22 protein-coding genes and 1 tRNA gene are annotated in these 20,827 nt (G+C 29.4%); 9 read left to right on the top strand and 14 right to left on the bottom strand.

All coding sequences use genetic code 11. The features are described 5' to 3' along the window. Window positions 1–58 precede the first annotated feature (58 nt). Window positions 59–790, top strand: coding sequence for an RNA methyltransferase (locus tag B5464_RS04525; RefSeq protein WP_079737383.1), 732 nt, complete (start codon window positions 59–61; stop codon window positions 788–790). Between the two features lie 3 nt (window positions 791–793). On the opposite strand, the gene B5464_RS04530 is transcribed toward B5464_RS04525, so the two are convergent. The 5 genes from B5464_RS04530 to B5464_RS04550 form a co-directional block, all read right to left on the bottom strand. Next, complete coding sequence (locus B5464_RS04530) at window positions 794–1,501, bottom strand: porin family protein (protein WP_172830856.1); 708 nt, start codon at window positions 1,499–1,501, stop codon at window positions 794–796. Window positions 1,502–1,503: 2 nt separating this feature from the next. Continuing rightward, window positions 1,504–2,232: a bifunctional demethylmenaquinone methyltransferase/2-methoxy-6-polyprenyl-1,4-benzoquinol methylase UbiE gene (ubiE, locus tag B5464_RS04535; protein ID WP_079737384.1), complete on the bottom strand. Its 729-nt coding sequence runs from the start codon at window positions 2,230–2,232 to the stop codon at window positions 1,504–1,506. A gap of 34 nt (window positions 2,233–2,266) precedes the next feature. Next, on the bottom strand, window positions 2,267–3,175 hold the full coding sequence (locus B5464_RS04540; protein WP_079737385.1) for a NifU family protein: 909 nt from the start codon (window positions 3,173–3,175) through the stop codon (window positions 2,267–2,269). A gap of 138 nt (window positions 3,176–3,313) precedes the next feature. Beyond that, window positions 3,314–4,696, bottom strand: a complete 1,383-nt coding sequence (locus tag B5464_RS04545) for an OmpP1/FadL family transporter (RefSeq protein WP_079737386.1) — start codon at window positions 4,694–4,696, stop codon at window positions 3,314–3,316. Window positions 4,697–4,729: 33 nt separating this feature from the next. Next, on the bottom strand, window positions 4,730–5,833 hold the full coding sequence (locus B5464_RS04550) for a hypothetical protein (RefSeq protein WP_079737387.1): 1,104 nt from the start codon (window positions 5,831–5,833) through the stop codon (window positions 4,730–4,732). 184 nt (window positions 5,834–6,017) lie between these two features. Between B5464_RS04550 and proS the strand changes: the two genes are divergently transcribed. From proS to rpsT, 3 genes are all read left to right on the top strand, one after another. Then, window positions 6,018–7,496: a proline--tRNA ligase gene (proS, locus tag B5464_RS04555; RefSeq protein WP_079737388.1), complete on the top strand. Its 1,479-nt coding sequence runs from the start codon at window positions 6,018–6,020 to the stop codon at window positions 7,494–7,496. Between the two features lie 108 nt (window positions 7,497–7,604). Continuing rightward, window positions 7,605–7,676, top strand: a tRNA-Glu gene (locus B5464_RS04560). Between the two features lie 33 nt (window positions 7,677–7,709). Beyond that, window positions 7,710–7,961 (top strand): 30S ribosomal protein S20, encoded by a 252-nt coding sequence (gene rpsT, locus B5464_RS04565; RefSeq protein WP_077810216.1) that lies wholly within the window; start codon window positions 7,710–7,712, stop codon window positions 7,959–7,961. 385 nt (window positions 7,962–8,346) lie between these two features. Here the strand turns inward: rpsT and rodA are convergent, their stop codons facing one another. The 9 genes from rodA to B5464_RS04600 all read right to left on the bottom strand — a co-directional run bounded on the left by rodA (window position 8,347) and on the right by B5464_RS04600 (window position 16,394). Next, window positions 8,347–9,627 (bottom strand): rod shape-determining protein RodA, encoded by a 1,281-nt coding sequence (rodA, locus tag B5464_RS04570; RefSeq protein ID WP_079737389.1) that lies wholly within the window; start codon window positions 9,625–9,627, stop codon window positions 8,347–8,349. After that, window positions 9,608–11,500 carry a penicillin-binding protein 2 gene (mrdA, locus tag B5464_RS04575; protein WP_079737390.1) on the bottom strand — a complete coding sequence of 631 codons (1,893 nt, stop codon included), beginning with the start codon at window positions 11,498–11,500 and terminating at the stop codon, window positions 9,608–9,610. Before mrdA ends, rodA begins: the two co-directional genes overlap by 20 nt. Then, entirely contained in the window at window positions 11,500–12,003 is a 504-nt protein-coding gene (gene mreD, locus B5464_RS04580; protein WP_079737391.1) for a rod shape-determining protein MreD, read from the bottom strand. Before mreD ends, mrdA begins: the two co-directional genes overlap by 1 nt. Next, on the bottom strand, window positions 11,996–12,823 hold the full coding sequence (gene mreC, locus B5464_RS04585; protein WP_079737392.1) for a rod shape-determining protein MreC: 828 nt from the start codon (window positions 12,821–12,823) through the stop codon (window positions 11,996–11,998). Before mreC ends, mreD begins: the two co-directional genes overlap by 8 nt. A gap of 17 nt (window positions 12,824–12,840) precedes the next feature. Next, window positions 12,841–13,869, bottom strand: coding sequence for a rod shape-determining protein (locus tag B5464_RS04590; RefSeq protein ID WP_079737393.1), 1,029 nt, complete (start codon window positions 13,867–13,869; stop codon window positions 12,841–12,843). 75 nt (window positions 13,870–13,944) lie between these two features. Then, the gene (gene purH / locus B5464_RS04595) at window positions 13,945–15,474 is read right to left on the bottom strand and encodes a bifunctional phosphoribosylaminoimidazolecarboxamide formyltransferase/IMP cyclohydrolase (protein ID WP_079737394.1); all 1,530 of its coding nucleotides are present in this window, start codon (window positions 15,472–15,474) and stop codon (window positions 13,945–13,947) included. A gap of 91 nt (window positions 15,475–15,565) precedes the next feature. Continuing rightward, window positions 15,566–15,694 (bottom strand): hypothetical protein, encoded by a 129-nt coding sequence (locus B5464_RS14555; protein ID WP_299062036.1) that lies wholly within the window; start codon window positions 15,692–15,694, stop codon window positions 15,566–15,568. A 33-nt stretch (window positions 15,695–15,727) separates the two neighbouring features. Further along, window positions 15,728–15,853 (bottom strand): hypothetical protein, encoded by a 126-nt coding sequence (locus B5464_RS14560; RefSeq protein WP_302849546.1) that lies wholly within the window; start codon window positions 15,851–15,853, stop codon window positions 15,728–15,730. Between the two features lie 88 nt (window positions 15,854–15,941). Beyond that, window positions 15,942–16,394, bottom strand: a complete 453-nt coding sequence (locus B5464_RS04600; RefSeq protein ID WP_172830857.1) for a GAF domain-containing protein — start codon at window positions 16,392–16,394, stop codon at window positions 15,942–15,944. A gap of 56 nt (window positions 16,395–16,450) precedes the next feature. Between B5464_RS04600 and xrtF the strand changes: the two genes are divergently transcribed. The 5 genes from xrtF to B5464_RS04625 all read left to right on the top strand — a co-directional run bounded on the left by xrtF (window position 16,451) and on the right by B5464_RS04625 (window position 20,594). Beyond that, on the top strand, window positions 16,451–16,987 hold the full coding sequence (xrtF, locus tag B5464_RS04605) for an exosortase family protein XrtF (RefSeq protein WP_079737396.1): 537 nt from the start codon (window positions 16,451–16,453) through the stop codon (window positions 16,985–16,987). Further along, the gene (locus B5464_RS04610) at window positions 16,984–17,415 is read left to right on the top strand and encodes an exosortase F system-associated protein (protein ID WP_079737397.1); all 432 of its coding nucleotides are present in this window, start codon (window positions 16,984–16,986) and stop codon (window positions 17,413–17,415) included. Before xrtF ends, B5464_RS04610 begins: the two co-directional genes overlap by 4 nt. A gap of 45 nt (window positions 17,416–17,460) precedes the next feature. Continuing rightward, window positions 17,461–17,865, top strand: coding sequence for a hypothetical protein (locus B5464_RS04615; RefSeq protein ID WP_079737398.1), 405 nt, complete (start codon window positions 17,461–17,463; stop codon window positions 17,863–17,865). A gap of 70 nt (window positions 17,866–17,935) precedes the next feature. Beyond that, window positions 17,936–20,179 (top strand): carboxypeptidase-like regulatory domain-containing protein, encoded by a 2,244-nt coding sequence (locus B5464_RS04620; RefSeq protein ID WP_079737399.1) that lies wholly within the window; start codon window positions 17,936–17,938, stop codon window positions 20,177–20,179. A gap of 25 nt (window positions 20,180–20,204) precedes the next feature. Beyond that, window positions 20,205–20,594 (top strand): heavy-metal-associated domain-containing protein, encoded by a 390-nt coding sequence (locus B5464_RS04625; RefSeq protein WP_079737400.1) that lies wholly within the window; start codon window positions 20,205–20,207, stop codon window positions 20,592–20,594. Window positions 20,595–20,827: the final 233 nt, after the last annotated feature.

Here is a 20,827-nt window from a genome sequence, read left to right on the forward strand (position 1 = left end):
TACATTTAACATCAAAAATAGTATTTTTCAACGGTTTATTTCTAATTAGATACAATTAATGAGCATCTCAAAAAATCAGTTAAAATTAATAACTAGTTTATCACAAAAAAAGTATAGACAAAAGCATAATTTATTTATTGCAGAAGGTATAAAAGTGGTAAATGAATTATTAAAGTCTTCTTTTGAAGTAGCAACATTATTTTGCACAAACGATTACGAAACTAATCTTACAGAAGATAAAATTGTTAGAATTGATGAAGCCGATTTAAAAAAAATAAGTTCTTTAAAATCACCTAACAAAGTTTTAGGATTGTTTAAAATACCCAAACTAAATACTATAAACAACTCTGGATTAATTGTAGCTTTAGACGCTATTAATGATCCTGGTAATTTAGGTACAATTATAAGACTTTGCGATTGGTACGGAGTTACACAATTAATTTGCTCTACAGATACTGTAGACTGTTTTAATCAAAAAGTTGTGCAAGCATCTATGGGTTCTTTAACTAGAATTGCTATTAACTACGTTAATTTAGAAGCTTACTTAAACGAAACCCATTTACCAACTTATATTGCTGATATGGATGGTGACAATGTGTATAAAACACAATTACCTGAAGAAGGAATTTTAATTATGGGAAATGAAGCTAACGGAGTTTCTATCCAAATTAAAAAATTAATATCTAATACGATTTCTATACCAAGATTTGGAGAAGTACAAGAAACCGAAAGCTTAAATGTTGCAACTGCAACAGCTATTTTGTTAAGCGAATTTAAACGAAATAGTTAAGATTTACTCGAACGCAAAATTTATAAAGATACCACGAGTTCCCATAAAATTAACTGGCGCCGTCCATCTACTATTTGGGTCATCATCATATTTTATCTCGTTATTCATTGCAAAAACTCCTCGAATTGATGGGGAAAACTTAAAGTAGTATAAATAGAAATCTACACCTACACCAACCTCGTACATAAAATTGTTTGTTTTCATTCGAAATTGTCCTGCAGAATTGTCGTCTTGATTGTCTTCGTTTGAAGAAAAATTATAATCATAAGAAACACCAGCAAGTAAATAAGGTCTAAAGTTTTTATATCTATCCGTACTAAATTTAAATACCAACGGCACATGTAAATATGTAGAACTTACCTCTCTAATACTGTCTTGCGGATTTGCAGAACCTTTTAGGTGATTAAAAATTATATTTTTAGAGTTACTCATTAAACCAGGTTCTAAACGCAGGTTTAAATTTTTATGCAAACGCAAATCGGCTATTAAACCAACATTAAAACCAGTAGTAGATTCTACAGTAATATTTGCATCTGTAATACTACTTTCTTTAAGGTTTAGTTTAAAATCATTTTGATTCAAACCTAAGTAAAAACCATAATGCAAAGGTCTTTTATCAAAAGTTGGTAAATAGTCTACACGTTCTCTTTGTGCAAAAAAAGTACTACTAACTAATATAGAAAAACAAAAAAATAAAATTCTTTTACTCATAATTATTTACGTGCTGTGTAAATTGTTGCAACACCAAATGTTACAGGATTATCTTCTGTATGTGTAAACCCGTTTTTTTGTAAAATATTGTTGAAAGCTTTACCAAACGGAAAAGAATTTGCAGATTCAGACAAATAAGAATACGCTACTTTGTCTTTAGAAAACAGTTTACCTACAATTGGTAAAAACAAATTTGTATATAATTTATAACCTTGTTTAAAAGGGAATTTCGTTGGATTTGATGTTTCTAAAATTACTAAAACCCCTGTAGGCTTTAAAACTCTTGCAATCTCTTTAATTCCTTTATCTAAATTGGCAAAATTTCTAACACCAAAAGAAACTGTAATAGCATCAAAAGTATTGTCTTCGAAAGGCATTTCTTCAGAATCACCTACAATCATTTCTATTTTATCAGAAAGTTTTGCTTTGGCTATTTTTTGCTTACCAACTTCTAACATTCCTGCAGAAATATCTAAACCTACAATTCTATCAGGGTTTAAACTAGACATCATTAAAGCTAAATCGCCAGTTCCTGTTGCAATATCTAAAATTTGCTTCGGATTATTTTCACCAACAATTTTTACAACTTTTTTACGCCATTTAACATCTATTCCTAAAGAAATAACTCTATTTAAACCATCGTAATTACCAGAAATATTATCGAACATTTGTGCAACTTGTTCTTTTTTTCCTAATTCAGAATCTTTATAAGGTTTTATAATTTTCGACATACGTTATTTCTTAAGGCTTAAATATTATCTATTATTATCCGTTTATTGCAACCACTTCATTAATTTGATTTGGTAGCATTTCTTTTAATAAATTTTCTATTCCGTTTTTTAATGTTGCTGTAGATGATGGGCAACCGCTACAAGCACCTTGTAGAACAACACTTACTACTTTATTCTCTTCATCAAAAGATCTAAAAGCAATATTTCCTCCGTCTCCGGCAACCGCAGGCTTAATATATTCGTCTAAAATATCTACAATTTGAGCAGAAATTCCTTCTAAGGCTACTTCAGGAACTGTTTCTGTAGTATCTGCAGAAGTTGATGCTTCTTGCTTTGGTAATTCTTTGATTATTATTTTTCCTTCAGCTAAATATTCTCTAATGAAAGATCTTACTTCTCCGTACACTTCATTCCATTCTACCATATCATATTTGGTAATAGAAATATAGTTATCAGAAATAAAAACTTCTTTTACAAACGGAAAATTAAAAATTGCTTGCCCTAAAGGAGATGACGTATTCGCTTCGTCTATATTTTTAAACTCAACATCTGTTTGAGTTAATGCTTTGTTAGTACCAAACTTCATTACTGCTGGGTTTGGCGTAACTTCTGCATATACCTCTATCGCCTCTTTTTTTGAAGTTTTTTGTTCGTTTACAACAACATTACCTGCATTTATATATGCTTCAATCTGCTCTTTTACTTCTTCTTGTACATCAATCCATTGTACAATATCAAAACGTTGTATTGCTATAAAATTTGCTGTAACAAAAACCTTTTTTACAAATGGTAAATAAAATAATTGTTGTGCTAACGGAGAGTTTTTTGCTTCGTCTATGTTATTAAACTCATAACTACCACCATTTATTAAAATAGTGTTACTGTTATATTTAATGATTGTATCATTAGTAGTTTCTTGTATGGTAATTTTAGTATCTGACATGTTCTAAAAATTGAATTGCAAAATTAAGGCAAAAAAGATAAATAAGATTATCTAATGCTAAAAACTTCAAGACTCTGTTAGATTTTATAATTAATATATAAAATCTAACAGAGTCTTAAAAATAAGTTGATAAATATACTATAGGTTTATAGAAACTGTTGCTGTAAAAAATCGATTATCAATATCTAAATCAGCAGCATTTACATTAAAACCTGAGTAAAAATTATAGGGTGTTGTTATATTATTATTACTGTAAGCTAAATCTATTTTAAAGTTTCCAAAATTATAACCTCCACCAAAAGAATAACCTTCTAAGTTATCTGAATCTAAAGCCATTTTGTCTGGACTTTGCTCGTATTTATAACCTCCTCTTACACTAAATCTATCAAAACGCCATTCTGAACCAATGTTAATTGCATGTGTATTTCTTAATTCATTGGCAAAAAAGTTATTTTCATCAGAAAAATCTCCTTCAGAAAGCTGCATATCTTTGTAATTCTTGTTGATATAATCGATGCTCAACAAGCCATTTTTTCCGAAGACAAAAGCAGCACTTGTAGTAAATTTACTAGGCGTCTTTAATCTATAAATTAATCTTTGAGAAGGAAAATTTCCGCCAAAAGTATTATCGTAAGTAGTATTGTTATTACTAACTGTTATTTCTGTATCACCATTATAACCATCATTATCAATAATATTCGTTTCTTCTAACATTTCTGTAAACCAAGTTGGTGTTTGATAAGACATACCAAATCTAAAATTTTGATGTGCTTTATATATAAAACCGAAATTTAAAGAAACACCTGCACCTGTTGTAAAGTTTTCTTGATATATATTAGCGTCTAAGGTATTTCCGTTTCCATCATTATTAAACTCGACCAAAGTAGAACGCTGACTAAAATTTAAATCGTAAAAATTTAACCCTGCACCAACATACAGTTTGTTTCTGTGCACAGATGAAAAAGCAATATTCATTTCACTCAACTCACCTTTATAATCATTAAAAAAACGCTGTTCTTCTGAAATATTATAATCTATCGTTGGCGTATTGTTATCTAAAGGAAAATCTCTAAAAGTAGCAACACCACTATTACCTATAGCGCTAAAACTATTTGTAAAATCTTTTGTAATTCGATAATTAAAACCTATTGCAAATTTGCTCCAATCAGATTTATAAGCACTGTCAAAAACTAATACTGCACCGGCTTGCGATAAATTTAAAAATTGTTCTTGATTATTAGTACTGTTTCCATAATACGTTGTGTTAATATCAGTATTTCTAGAATTTAAAGTAGCTGCAAAAGCACTGTTATTAAAAACCGCTAAACCTGCAGGGTTGATGTTCATAACAGATAAATCTCCGCCAAGTGCACCAAAAGCACCACTCATAGAAGTAAACCTTGCTGTACCATTATTATCGTCTTGAGAGAAAAGCAATCCTAAATCTTGATATCCTAAAGACTGAGAATAAGACGTTATTGTTACTGCGAATAATACCGCTAATGTTATAATTTTTTTCATTTTAAATTTTGTATTTGTTAATGAATAAGAGTCTTAATTTCTTCTTCTAGACGAAGACGATGAACTTCTACCCGAAGATCTACTACTTCTGTTTGATGAACTTCTACTAGATGTATTTCTAGAAGAACTTGAAGACGATCTAGAATAACTTCTATTAGAGCTAGACCTATTAGAACTAGTTCTAGAACTTCTATTTATAGTAGCATTATTTCTTCTTGTTGTAGAAGAACCAGATCTTCTTGTACTGCTAGACCCTCTAGAGGTATTACCAGAACTCCTTCTAGTAGAACTAGAGTTTCTAGATGTGTTTCCAGAACTTCTTCTAGTAGTATTCGTATTTCTAGAAGTGTTACCATAAGTTCTACTTCTAGTACTAGAAGATCTTCTTCTTGTAGTATTAGAATTTTGTCTAGTACTTGTATTTCTTCTTCTAGATGAAACTGATGTGTTTCTAGAATTTAAATTATACCTTCTGTTCGTATTATTATAAACTGTTCTTCTGCCGTATGTAGAATTTCTATAATACCTGTTGTTATAATTGTAAAATCTATTATTTCTATAAGGATTGTAAAATCCGTAATAAGGATTTCCATAGAAGCCATAATTAAATCCCCAAGCAAAATTATTATGATAAGGATGCCAGTAAGGATTGTATCCCCAATAGTTATTCCATAATCTGTTTCTAAATCTCCAGTTGTTATTATAAAAACCGTTGTTAAAGCCCCAATTACCGTAATAAGGCCCAAAATTATTCCAATAAGGATCATTTATTAAATTCACCTGAACAACAACATCATTATTATCATTTGCTCCCCAAGAAGGATTGGTATTGTAATTTAAATTATCTTCTAAATAGATAGAATCTTGTGAATTATAAGAATTAACATCCGTAAAGATTTCAGTATCATTTAGATTTTCTAACCTTTCTAATTCTCTTGTAAAATAATCATTATTATAATTATTATAACCCGCTTCATCTACTACTCTTACGTTACTTTCTGTAACATTAGAATCGCTACCGTAAATTCCGTCATCATTATAAGCACTTTGGTAAGTACCACAAGAAACTAAGAATAAACTAGTAGTTATTAAAAGAAGAATTAAGTTACTATTATTTTTTATGTGTCGTATTTTCATAAGGCTTATTTTATGTAGGTATTATTATTGTTGAAAAAGTACGTTAAACAAAAAAATCTAAACTTTACTTGGTCTCTAACCTTTTTGTAGTAATTTTGTATCGTTTGTATAGAAAAAATATCAAACAATCTTTTAACATAAATTTCACTTTAAAGGTAACAATATTTGTGCCAAACTTTTAATTATGAGTAAACATTTAACAAAAAGGGAAGACGATTATTCTAAATGGTATAATGAGTTAGTTGTTAAAGCAGATTTAGCTGAAAACTCTGCTGTAAGAGGATGTATGGTAATAAAACCCTATGGTTTTGCAATCTGGGAAAAAATGCAAGCAGAGCTAGATCGTATGTTTAAAGAAACGGGGCATGAAAATGCTTATTTCCCTTTGTTTGTTCCTAAAAGTTTATTTGAAGCAGAAGAAAAAAATGCTGAAGGTTTTGCTAAAGAATGTGCGGTTGTAACACATTATAGATTACAAAACGACCCAGATAAACCAGGAAAATTAAGAGTAGATCCAGAAGCAAAATTAGAAGAAGAATTGGTAGTTAGACCAACCTCGGAAGCTATTATTTGGAACACATATAAAGGCTGGATACAATCTTATAGAGATTTACCATTACTTATTAATCAATGGGCAAATGTTGTTCGTTGGGAAATGAGAACTCGTTTATTCTTAAGAACTGCAGAGTTCTTGTGGCAAGAAGGCCATACGGCACACGCAACAAAAGCAGAAGCTATTAGCGAAGCAAAACAAATGCAAGAAGTTTATGCAACATTTGCAGAACAATTTATGGCAATGCCTGTAATTAAAGGTTCTAAGTCTGACAGCGAACGTTTTGCAGGAGCAGAAGACACATTAACTATCGAAGCATTAATGCAAGATGGTAAAGCTTTGCAAGCAGGTACAAGTCATTTCTTAGGACAAAACTTTGCAAAAGCATTTGATGTTAAGTTTACTTCTAAGGAAGGAAAACAAGAACATGTTTGGGCAACTTCTTGGGGAGTTTCAACTAGACTAATTGGAGGTTTAATAATGACGCACTCTGATGATAATGGTTTAGTGTTGCCACCAAAATTAGCGCCAATACAAGTTGTTATTGTACCAATATATAAAGGTGAAGAACAATTAGAAGCAATTTCAGAAAAAGTAAATGTATTTGTAAAAGAGTTAAGAGCTAAAGGAATTTCTGTAAAGTTTGATAATAGAGATACTTTTAGACCTGGTGCTAAATTTGCAGAATACGAACTAAAAGGTGTGCCAGTAAGAATAGCTATTGGTAAAAGAGATTTAGAAAACGGAACTGTAGAAGTTGCCAGAAGGGATACTTTAGAGAAACAAACAATAAACCAAGTTGATGTTTCTGATTTTGTAAGTAATCTTTTAGAAGAAATTCAAGAAAACTTATTTACAAAAGCTGTAGACTTTAGAACAGCACACACAACATCTGTAGATACTTTTGATGAATTTAAAGAAGCAATTAAAAATAAAGGTGGTTTTGTATCTGCGCATTGGGATGGTACAGAAGAAACAGAAGACAAAATAAAAGAAATTACAAAAGCAACTATAAGATGTATTCCTAATGATGCAAAAGAAGAAAATGGTGTTTGTGTTTTTAGCGGAAAACCGTCTTCTAAAAGGGTACTTTTTGCCAAAGCATATTAATTTTAAAAAAAAATGCATTTTTTTTTAAAAAATAGTTGCAGAAGTAAAAAAAGGTTGTATATTTGCACCCGCAATTGAGACATACTAAACATATCGATTGATTGTTATGGTCCGTTCGTCTAGGGGTTAGGACGCATGGTTTTCATCCATGTAACACGGGTTCGATTCCCGTACGGACTACAAAGTTTTAATAAAAAAACGAATTAAGAAATTATGGCAAATCATAAGTCAGCATTAAAGAGAATTAGAAGCAACGAAGCTAAAAGATTACGTAACAAGTACCAGCACAAGACAACTAGAAATGCTGTTAGAGATTTACGTACATCAGAAGACAAGAAAGAAGCAGAAGGAAAATTAAGTACTGTTATTTCTATGTTAGACAAATTAGCTAAGAATAACATTATTCACAAGAATAAGGCTGCTAACTTAAAATCTAAATTAACTAAGCACGTAGCTGCATTGTAAGATTTTAATTCTTAAGAAATTTAAAAAAACTCTGAATATTTATTCAGAGTTTTTTTTGTGCTTTACTTTTTAGACGATAAATATATAAGAGCTATTGGGTTTATTATTTATTTAGTTAAATACAATCCAAAAAAATATGATTCTACTTCATGAATTAATTAGTTCTATTAAATGATTTGAATTGGCAGATTGATATCATAAAAGATTTTTACAAACTAAAACATCAGAAATCAAATCAATAATTAAGTAATCTATTATAATTTATGTCGATGGATTCACAACGAATAAGTGTTCATTTCAAAGATGAAATAATAAAGAATAATTAGCTTAAATTAAAGTCAAAATAAGGTTTTTAAAAGACTTACAAATTATTAATAAGGTTGTTTTACCAATCGTACTTTTTATGAGCATCTAGCCTAATAAAAATAAATAAAAGAATTGTAAATCCCCAAAGAGAAGAACCACCATAACTAAAAAATGGCAAAGGAATACCAACTGTAGGTAACAAACCTATTACCATACCAATATTTACAATTACATGAAAAAACAGTATCGAAGCTAAGCTGTAACCATAAATTCTACCAAACTTGTTTGTGTGCGTTTCAGATAAATATAATATTCTATACATCATCAGCATAAAAAGAATAATTACCAAAGAGCTACCTATAAAACCCCACTCTTCTCCTATTACACTAAAAATATAATCTGTATGTTGTTCTGGCACAAAATCACCTTGTGTTAAATCTCCTTTTAAAAACCCTTTACCACTAACACCCCCAGAACTTATAGTTAATTCAGATTGATAAGAGTTATAACCGATTCCTTGATTATCTTGCTTTAGTCCTAACAAAATTTCGAAACGATCTCTATGATGCTGTTTAAATACATTATTATAAGCAAAACCTGAACCTAATACAAACGCAGTAACTATTAGATAAACCCCAATAATTTTATACCAATTAAAACGAAAAAATCGTTTACCGCCTTTGTATAAAATGTAAGCAGTAAAAACAGATATTACTCCTAATAACGAAGATAAAACTATAGTTGTGCCAAATAATATGGTTAGTAAAAATAAAACTACAATTGCTACACCAATAATAATATAATATAAGGTTAAACCTTCTCTATGCAATACAAAGAAGAAAGATAGATATATTAACGCAGAACCTGCATCTGGTTGTAAAATGATTAGAAAAGCTGGTAAAAAGATAATAGCAAATGCTTTTATCTGGTTTTTTACCAATTTAAAATTGTATTGTCTATCACTTAATAATTTTGCGACTGCTAAAGCTGTAAATGCTTTTACAAATTCTGAAGGCTGTAAACCAAGCACACCAAAATTATACCAAGAAGTAGCACCATTAATTGTCTTCCCGAAAAGAAACAACCCAACTAAAGATAAAAGGGAAATAATATAGAGAATACTAGAAAATTTCTCGTAAAACTTAGAATTAAAAAAGAGAATAAGTACTATTAACGGAATAGTTAGACAGATAAAAATTAACTGTTTACCGTATTTAGTAGAAAAGCTAAGAATCTGTATATCTTCTTCAGATTTAGAAGCAGAGTAAATGTTTAGCCAACCAAAACCGACCAAAACAACAAATAGTAATACTAATAACCAATCTATACCTGCAAAAATATTATTTCGTTCCTGACGCAATTTCTTCTTCTGTTTTAGGTATTAATTTATCATATTCAGATTTTAAACTGATGTTTAGCATATTTGTTTCTCTATACTTAGTTGCTTCTGATATTTTTCCGTTAAGGTATTTCTCTATCATCAAACTAGTAATAGGAGCCGCAATTCTAGAACCATAACCACCATTTTCTACAAAAATTGCTATCGCTATTTTAGGGTTATCTTTTGGCGCGAATGCTACCAATATAGAGTGGTCTTCTAACTTAATTCTTTTACCGTCTACAACCGCATAATTTTCCGAAGTTCCGGTTTTTCCACAGATATTAATCCCTTTAACTTTTACTCCACTTCCTGTTCCTGTTTTAAAAACTTCATGCATTGCTTCAACAACAGGATCAAAATATTCTTTATTGATAGAAGTTACTTTCTTTTTTGTAAAATTAGGATTGCCTATTGGTTGATTATTAACTTTTTTTAGAATATGTGGTGTATAAAAATAGCCTCTATTTGCAATTGCCGCTGTAAAGTTAGCTAACTGAATTGGTGTTGTTTGAACCTCTCCTTGACCAATTGCATTAGAAATATTTGTAGATGCATTCCAAGAATATCGATACGCATTATCATAATATTTACCTACCGGAATAAAACCAGGACTTCCTTGAGGTAAATCATAACCTAAATAATTTCCTAATCCAAAACTTTTTACATGATTTGCCCAACTATCTAATCCTTCTGAAGGTTTATTATCTTTTTCTACAATTCTTTTGTAGGTATTAGAAAAATAACTGTTGCAAGATTTAGCTATTGCTGTTTTTAGACTAATTGGTCTGTTATAAATATTACAATGGCAGCCCATAAACTCACCTTTTCTGCTACCATACCTGTAACCATTAAAGCATTTAAAAGTAGTACTTTCATTGATAACGCCTTCTTGTAAACCTATCAAAGCATTCATCATTTTAAAAGGTGACCCTGGAGGGTATGAAGCCTTCAAACCTCTGTCATAAGTTGGTTTTTCTAAATTATTAGGATCCATTAAAATAACTGAGTTTGGAGAACGTTTTCTACCAACCATCATATTAGGGTCGTAAGAAGGCGCCGTAACTAATGCTAAAATTTCTCCGGTAGCTGGTTCTATTGCAACAATACCTCCTCTTTTATTTTTCATTAACTTTTCGCCGTATTGTTGTAAATCTAAGTCTAAAGTTAAAGTTAAATCTTTTCCGTTTTCCGGCAAAGTATCATAAGCTCCGTTTTTAAAAGAACCAACAATATTATTAAGTTTGTTTTTTCTATAATACTTTTTACCCTTTCTTCCTCTTAAAAAAAGTTCGTATTGCTTTTCTACACCAGCTTTTCCAATTAATTCTCCTTGTTCGTAATACGTACTACTTTTTGCTAGCTGATTATTAACTTCGCTAATATAACCAACAACATTTGCGGCAGATTTAAAAGGGTAATCTCTAATGATTCTTTTCTGTATAAAGAAGCCTTTATACTTATGCAATTTTTCTTGAAGAAAAGCAAAATCTTCTTTTGCTAATTGTTTTAAAAAAACCGAAGGTTTATATGATGCAAAATTTACAGACCGACTAAATCTTTTATGAAAATCTTCTTTGGTTATTTTTAATAATTTACAAAACTCTAAAGTATCTAACGGTTTTACCTTATTTGGTTGCACCATTACATCATAAGAAAGTTGGTTTGCAATTAATAACTTACCATTTCTATCGTAAACGTAACCTCTTTCTGGATAATCAAACTTTTTTTCTACTGCAGAGTTATGTATAGGATCATAACTTTCACCTCTAACGATTTGTAGTTGAAATAATCGACCAATAAAAACCAAACCCACAAGTGTGATTAAAGTATAAAGTAATAAACTTTTTTGCATTATTGCTTTTTAGAAAAAATAAACGTTGCTAAAAAATATATAATTAACGTAAAAATACTAGAGTAAATTGTGTTAATTATAACATTCGAAAAATTTTGAAAACTAAAGTTAGCAAAAGAAAATAATATAAAATGATGAATTACTGTTAAAGTTACAACATAATTAAATCGTTTACCAAAAGGCTCTAAATTAAGTCTGAAGAAAGGAAAATCTACCTCAAATTTATTAAAATAGACTCTTACAAAAAACAAGCGAATATATGCTATAAACAACGTAGAAAAAGCGTGTATACCGCCAGAATCTGAAAAAAAATCAATAATTAATCCCAATAAAAATGCCAGAAAAAGAAATACAAATCTATTTTTATTTAATGGATAAAGAAATATAAACATTATATATAAATAGGGATTTACATAACCTAAAAACAAGATATTATTTAAAATAAAAACTTGTATCAAAATCATAAAGACAAACAGAAGTCCGAAAAAAATTGTCTTATTCATTTATTAGATTTTCTGTGTTCTTTATTTCTTCTTTATGCAAATTCTTAACAATATAAACGTCACCTAAATTACTCATATCATTAAATAACTTAACGTTTATAATATTTTCTACTGCATTGTTTTTATTAACACTACTAACGGTTCCTATTAGAATTCCTTCTGGAAAAATTGTAGACTTACCACCTGTTTCGATAGTATCACCTACTTTTATAGAGGCTTGCCTTGGTATATCAATCAATTGTACTGTGTTATAATCTAATCCATTCCATTTTAAAGAACCAAAATACTGGCTATTTTTTAACCTTGCATTTAAATTAGAATTTTTATTTAGAATTGATTGAACTCGAGCGTATCTTTTAGAAGTATTGTCTGTAATACCAATAATTCCTAAACTATTAATTACAGCCATTTCTTTTTGAACACCATCTTGTTCTCCTTTATCAATAGTTAAAAAATTAAATTCTTTAGCGTAATTATTATTGATAATTCTTGCGTTTGAAAATGTATATTTCTGAAAATAATTGATTGTATCTACAACCGTAGAATCTATGTTTACAATTGAAATATTTTTTTGCTGTAATAAGTTTCTTAAGCGCGTATTTTCTTCTAAAAGAATATCGTTTGTATGCTTTAGACTAAAATATTCAGAAATATTAGAAACCTTATTATACATACCACCCGTTAACGAGTTTGCAGAGTTTACATACTTACTTTTATGAAAGTTTAAGTTATTAAAAGTAAGTGCTAAAGCAATAAATTGCAGCAACATAAAAAATAAAAAATATTTAAATTTTTGTAAAAAGTAAATAAGCTGCTGCATACTAAACCGCTAAAGTTTTATTTCATTAATACATTTTTGTATTTATCTAATTCTTTTAATGCAATACCTGTACCTCTTACAACAGCTCTTAAAGGATCTTCTGCTACGTAAACCGGTAAATCTGTTTTTCTAGAAAGTCTCTTATCTAAACCTCTTAACATAGAACCACCACCTGCTAAATAAATACCTGTATTGTAAATATCTGCTGCCAATTCTGGCGGAGTTTTAGATAGAGTTTCCATAACAGCATCTTCAATTCTTAAAATAGATTTGTCTAATGCTTTTGCTATTTCTCTGTAAGAAACTTGTACTTGTTTTGGCTTACCACTTAATAAATCTCTACCTTGAACCAACATGTCTTCTGGCGGAGTTTCTAAATCTTCTGTAGCAGCACCAATTGTTATTTTAATTTTTTCTGCAGTAGTTTCTCCTACATGTAAATTGTGTTGCGTACGCATGTAGTACATAATATCGTTAGTAAACAAATCTCCTGCAACTTTTACAGATTGATCACAAACAATACCTGCTAAAGCAATAACAGCAATTTCTGTTGTACCACCACCTATATCAATAATCATATTCCCTTTTGGCTCCATAATGTCTATACCAACACCAATTGCAGCAGCCATAGGTTCGTAAATTAAATAGATTTCTTTAGCATTCATGTGTTTAGCAGAATCTCTAACAGCACGTTTTTCTACTTCTGTAATTCCTGATGGAATACAGATTACCATTCTAAGTGCTGGTGGAAATAACTTCTTTTTGATTGACGGAATTTGTTTTACAAACTCTTTAATCATTTCTTCAGAAGCCTGAAAATCTGCGATTACTCCGTCTTTTAACGGACGAATTGTTTTGATATTTTCATGGGTTTTTCCTTGCATTAAATTGGCTTCTTTACCAATTGCAATTATTTTACCGGAAATTCTATTTCTAGCAACAATAGAAGGACTGTCTATAACCACTTTTCCGTCGTGAATTATCAACGTATTTGCGGTTCCTAGATCAATCGCAATATCTTCCGTCATAAAATCAAAAAAACCCATAAAATATCTTTAATGTATTATTTAAAGTAAGTATTACAAAGCTACTAAAAATCTCTTTGTAAACTTAATAATTTATTAATGTTTAAAATGTCTTGTTCCTGTCATTACCATCGATAAATTATTTTCATTACAATAATCTATACTTAGTTGATCTTTAATAGAACCACCTGGTTGAATAACACTTTTTATTCCTGCTTTATCTGCAATTTCTACACAATCAGGAAAAGGGAAAAATGCATCACTAGCCATCACAGATCCTTTTAAATCAAATTTAAAAGAAGTTGCTTTTTCAATAGCTTGATTTAAAGCATCTACTCTACTTGTTTGCCCTGTTCCTCCTGCTAATAATTGCTTATTTTTTACAAGAATAATTGTATTCGATTTTGTGTTTTTACATAACTTCGACGCAAATAATAAATCATCTAACTCAGATTGCGTAGGTTTATTGTTTGTAACGTACTTTAAATCTTCTAATTTATCTGTAATACTATCTTTATCTTGCACTAAATTACCATTTAAACAAGTTCTAATAGTTGTTGTTGGCAATGCAACTTCTTTTTGCACAAGAATTATTCTGTTCTTTTTACCTTTTAAAATTGCTAAAGCATCTTCTGAATAACTAGGGGCAATTACAACTTCACAAAATAATTTATGAATTTCTTCTGCAGTTGCAGCATCAATTTCTGTATTAGCAATTAAAATTCCGCCAAAAGCAGAAACAGGATCTCCTGCTAACGCATCTACATAAGCTTGTCTTATAGTTTCTCTTTGCGCAAAACCACAAGCATTATTATGTTTTAAAATTGCAAATGTTGGTGCTTCTCCTTTAAATTCTTCTATTAAATTTACGGCAGCATCAACATCTAACAAATTGTTGTAACTTAATTCTTTACCATGTAATTTATCGAAAATAGCTTCTAAATCACCAAAAAAGTATCCTTTTTGATGTGGGTTTTCTCCGTAACGTAAAACCTTAGCATTTGTTTCGCTAACTTTTAAGGCTGGAGTTTCATCAGCATTAAAGTAATTAAAAATTGCTGTATCGTAATGAGAAGAGATATTAAAAGATTTTGCTGCAAAACTCTTTCTTTGTTCGAGAGTAGTTTCTCCGTTTCCTTCATCTAAAATAGATAAAAAAGCATCGTATTGATCCATAGAAGAAACTGTAAAAGTATCTTTAAAGTTTTTTGCTGATGCTCTAATTAAAGAAATACCACCAATATCTATTTTTTCTACAATATCTTGCTCTGGCGCACCAGACGCAACTGTTTTTTCAAACGGATATAAATCTACTATTACTAAATCTATTTGCGGAATGTTATACTCTTTAAGTTCTGCAACATCACCTTCGTGATCTTGTCTATTTAAAATACCTCCAAAAACTTTTGGGTGTAAGGTTTTTACTCTTCCTCCTAAAATAGAAGGATAAGAAGTTACATCTTCTACAGGTACTACATTTATTCCTAAATCTTTAATAAATTTTTCTGTTCCTCCTGTAGAGTAAATAGTTACATTAAGTTCATTTAATTTTCTAACAATTGGCTCTAAACCATCTTTGTGAAATACTGAAATTAATGCGGATTTGATTGTTTTTGAAGTGCTCATCTAATGTTGTGTTGTTAAGCACGCAAATTTAGTAAAACCAAGTTTGAAAGACAATAAAAAGATAGTAACAAAAACCAGAAGTAATTAACAACTAGTTTACTTGCACTTTCGATTTAAAACTCTCTACAAGTGCGGTATAATCTCTAGGCACTCTTCTATCTTGATTTTTTTTTGTTGAATATAAAATTTTTAGTAAAAAATTAGGGGTAATTTTTTTCATTTTAGGGTATTTAGTAAGTTTTTAAGGCTTTTATTACTCTGCAGTTTCTAAAAAGTTATGAAACCATTGCACAAACATGTGGGTCCATGATTGTTTTTTCTCTATAAAATTAGTTGAATTGTCGCTATTAGCAACAGAGGTAAAATGTTCTTTTCTCATCAGTTAGGGATTTAATGATTATAGAAATACTATAAATAATAAAATGTTGTTAACAAATATAAAAAAAAATCCTTAAGTAACAACTATCCTATAAAATAGTTGCTACTTTGTTACATACAAACTCTAAAAGCTCTTCATCTTTTTCTGTAAAAGTATTTGCTGTATGCGAATCTATATCAATTTGACCAATATTTTCTTCGTTTATAAAAATAGGTATTACAATTTCTGATTTCACCTTCCAACCACAAGAAATGTAATTATCTTGTTCAGAAACATCTTGTACAACAAAGTTTTCGTTAGAGACAGCAACTTGCCCACAAATACCTTTTCCAAAAGGAATAATTGTATGCTCTGTTTCTTCACCTGTATATTGCGCTAATTTTAATTCGTTCTTATCTCCGTTTTTAAAATAAAAACCAACCCAATCGTAGTAAGAAATTTCTTGTTCTAACAAATCGCAAATAGCTTGTAACTTAACAGCTACATTTTCTTCTAAAGCAATAATGCTTTCTACTTTATTTTTTAATATATTAATATCCATTTTCGTATATTCGTTTATGCATAATTGTAAATTGCAAAATTAAATCATTTTATATTGTGAAAAAACATAAAAATGTAGTCTTTTTTTTAATTAAGTTTTTTGCAACATACTTTATTTTGTTCGCAATTTACTCGTCTTACTTACAACAATCACAAACAAAAGTAGGCCAATTTAAAACGGCTTCTATAACAACTATTGTTGCAGATCAAACGGTAGACCTATTAGATTTTTTTGGTTATGATTCTGGCGCATATCAGCATAAAGAAGAGCTTTCTGTAAAATTATTAATTCACGGTAAATACACCGCTAGGGTTATAGAAGGTTGCAACTCTGTAAGCATTATTATTTTATTTGTTGCTTTTATTGTTGCTTTTGCGGGCTCTTTAAAAGCCACTATAATTTATTCTGTTTTAGGTAGTCTATTTATTTATGTTATAAATATTGCTCGAATTGCTTTTCTTGCAGTAATGATTTATAAATATCCAGAAAAACAAGAGTTTTTGCACAATTTAGTTTTTCCAGCATTAATTTATGGTACAGTATTTTTACTTTGGGTAATTTGGGTTAATAAATTTAGCAATTATAAACGATGAATAGGTACATAAAAATAATATTGCTTTTTCTTTTTGTTTCTCTATTATTTGTTGTGAGAGCATTTTCTGCGGAATTATTTTACGATCCTTTAATTGCTTATTTTAAAAACGATTATTTATACACAAATATGCCTAATCTAAATATTTGGTCTTTAATTGTAGATATGCTTTTTAGATATGTTTTAAATTCTGTAATTACAATTGCAATTATTTGGGTTATTTTTGAAAGAAAAGATTATGTAAAGTTTACTGGCTTTTTCTTAATGACAGCTTTTTTAATTTTAATTATCATTTTTTCTCTTTTACTTAGAGATCAATTTCAATCTGGATATTTATTACCATTTTACATCAGAAGATTTATTATTCATCCATTATTTTTACTGATACTTTTACCTGCATTTTACTTTCAAAAATTAAGTAATCGATAATTTAACTAAATTTTTTGTGTTTCTTATTGTAAATTTGCATCAGAAATGAAAAAATATCTAACTAAAATAACCGCTTTTTCTCTAGCATTTTTAGTGCTATTTTCTACCTTTTCTTTTACGGTAGAAGCGCATTATTGTGGTGATTTTGTTGTAGATATTTCTTACACAGGTGAAGCTGAAGTTTGTAAAACAGACATGACAAATGATCTTTCTATAGCTATGAAAGATTGTTGTTCTGATGAACAACACAAAATTGAAGGTCAAGATGAATTACAAGTAAACTCTGACAAACAATTAGATTTTAGCAAACAATTTTTCTTAACTTCATTTTTAACTTCTTATAAAAGTTTATTTGTTACAAAAGACTTTGTTAAGATTTATCATAAAAATCCGTATCCGCCAGGTACAGATAAAAACTTCTTGGCTTTATACCAAACCTTTTTAATTTGATTTTATTCTAATTCTTACTAAAAACTTCATTTATGAAGTATAGTTTTAATTTTAATAAAGTCACATATCAATGAAAAAAAATATACTTAGTGGTCTTATACTACTATTTCCTATAATTATTCTTTCTCAAAACAACTTAAAAGGAATGATTATGGACAAAGAAAATCCTAAAAACAATTTAGGTGTTGCAGGCGCAACTGTAAATTGGTTAAACACAAATATCGGTGCTATAACTAATGAAAAAGGTTGGTTTAAGATACCTTATAAAAAAGAGTATAAAAAACTAGTTGTTAGTTACATTGGCTACAAAACAGATACAATTAGAGTATTAGACTTAACACCAATTCATCATTACATTACGCAAGAAAGCAACTTAGCCGAAATTACAATTAAAAGTAAAAGAGATGCTGTGCAAAAATCTTTATTTGCAACTGCAAACACTTTTACGGTAAATAACGATGAACTTCTAAAAGCTGCTTGTTGTAATCTAGCAGAGAGTTTTGAAACAAATCCGTCGATAGACGTTAGTTTTTCTGATGCTTTAACCGGCACAAAACAGATTCAAATGTTAGGACTAAAAAGTCCGTATTTACAAATAATGCAAGAAAACATTCCTTCTATTAGAGGTGCAGCACAAGCTTTTGGATTAACTTTTACGCCAGGTACTTGGGTAGAAAGTATTCAAATTACAAAAGGAGCCGGATCTGTAGTTAATGGTTACGAAAGTATTTCTGGACAAATAAACGCAGAATTAGTAAAACCTTTTTCTGACAATACTTTCTTTCTAAATGCATACAGTTCTCTTAACGGTAGATTAGAATTAAACACACATTTTAATAAAACGGTTTCAGAAAAATGGCAAACCGGTTTATACATTCATGGTAATTATAGAGGAGAGAAATTTGACAAAAACAACGACAATTTCTTAGACGCACCTTTATCAAATCAAATAAATGTTATGAACCGTTGGCAATATACAGATGCTCAAAATGGTTGGGTTAGTTTCTTAAATGTTCGTTATTTAAATGATGAAAAACAAACAGGAGAACTTAATTTTAATCCAGAAACAGATAAAGGCACAACCAATGCTTGGGGAAGTGAAATAGACACCAAACGTTTTGAAACATCGGCAAAAATTGGATATGTTTTTCCAGAATTACCGTTTCAAAGTTTTGGTTTACAATTAGCTTATAGTAATCATCAACAAGACTCTTATTTTGGTTTACATATATATGATATTAAACAAGAAAGTTTATACTCTAACTTACTTTTTAACTCTATTATTGGTGATACAAGATCAAAATTTAAAACAGGTATCAACTTTACTTATGATAACTTTGAAGAACTTGTAAACACCACAAATTACAATAGAAAAGAAAATTCTATCGGAGCATTTTTTGAATATGCTTTTGACAATTTAGACAACTTTAGTGTAACCGCTGGTATTCGAGTAGATGCACATAATTTATTAGGCACATTTATTACTCCTAGAGTTCACCTAAGATATGTTCCTTGGGAAAAAGGAGTTTTTAGAGCTTCTGCTGGTAGAGGAAAAAGAAGTGCTAATATTTTTGCCGAAAATCAGCAATTATTTGCAAGTTCTAGACAAATAAACATAGATGATATTGGTGGGAATTTCTACGGATTAAATGCTGAAACTGCATGGAATTTCGGAGTTTCATATCTACAAAAGTTTAATTTACTTGACAATAAAGGAGATATTACTTTCGATTTTTACAGAACCGATTTTAGCAATAAAGTTGTTGTAGATTGGGAAAATCCGCAAGCAATTTCTTTCTACAATCTAAATGGTAAAAGTATTGCAGACAGCTTTCAAGTTGAAGTAAATTACGAATTGGTTAAAAATTTAAACTTAAGAACCGCATATAAGTATTTTGATATTTCTACGGATTATAAAAACGGTAATCTGCAGAAACCTATACAGCCTAAAGATCGTTTTTTCGCAAACTTATCTTACGAAACAGTTGCTAAAGAAAATGGAAATCAATGGAAGTTTGATATAACTTATAATGCAATTGGTAAGCAACGTTTACCTAATACTGCAAACAATCCTATTCAATATCGATTACCAGAATATGCAGATAATTATAGTTTATTAAACTCTCAAATAACCAAAGTCTTTTCAAATAAATTTGAAGTTTATTTTGGTGGAGAAAACCTAACAAATGTGCAACAAGAAAACCCTGTATTAGGTAACGATAATCCTTTTGGACCAAATTTTGATACTACAATTGTATACTCACCAATATTTGGTAGAACAATTTATGCAGGTTTACGATTTAAAATAAAATAACAAACTCTATAAAAATTAATAAAAAATGAAAAAATTAATATTCGCATTCAGTCTATTTCTAATTGGGTTTTCTGCACAAGCACAAGACGTTAAAAAAGAAAAAAAGAAAAATGCAAAAGTAAGTTTTACTGTAGACGGTATTTGCGGTATGTGTAAAAAACGAATAGAGACAGCAGCTTTAAAAACAAAAGGTGTAAAGTTTGCTATTTGGGATGTTAAAACGCATCAAATTAATGTAATATTAGATGAACGAAAAACACCTGTCGACACTTTAAAACAAAACATCGCAAATGTGGGCCATGATATAAAAGGGTTTAAAGCAACAGATGAAGCATACAATTCTGTGCATCCTTGTTGTAAGTATAGAGACAGCAAAATTATAGAAGATCATAACGGCGAGCTGAAAAAACAGTAATAAAAAAAAGCTTCATTTATATAAATGAAGCTTTTTTTTTGCAACAAACATTTCACCTAGAACTAGGATTACAATATGTTTCAGCTAACTTAACAATAAACTTTATATATAAATCTCTTAGCTAATTTTTAAATATTTCAACCCAATATCAGAATACATTATCTACAACAAAATTGAATTTTTAATAAATTTAAATTATTAAAATGTGATTTTTAGTTTAAATTATTACAATA

The sequence above is a fragment of the Polaribacter sp. KT 15 genome (assembly GCF_900143115.1).
Lineage (GTDB): Bacteria > Bacteroidota > Bacteroidia > Flavobacteriales > Flavobacteriaceae > Polaribacter > Polaribacter marinaquae.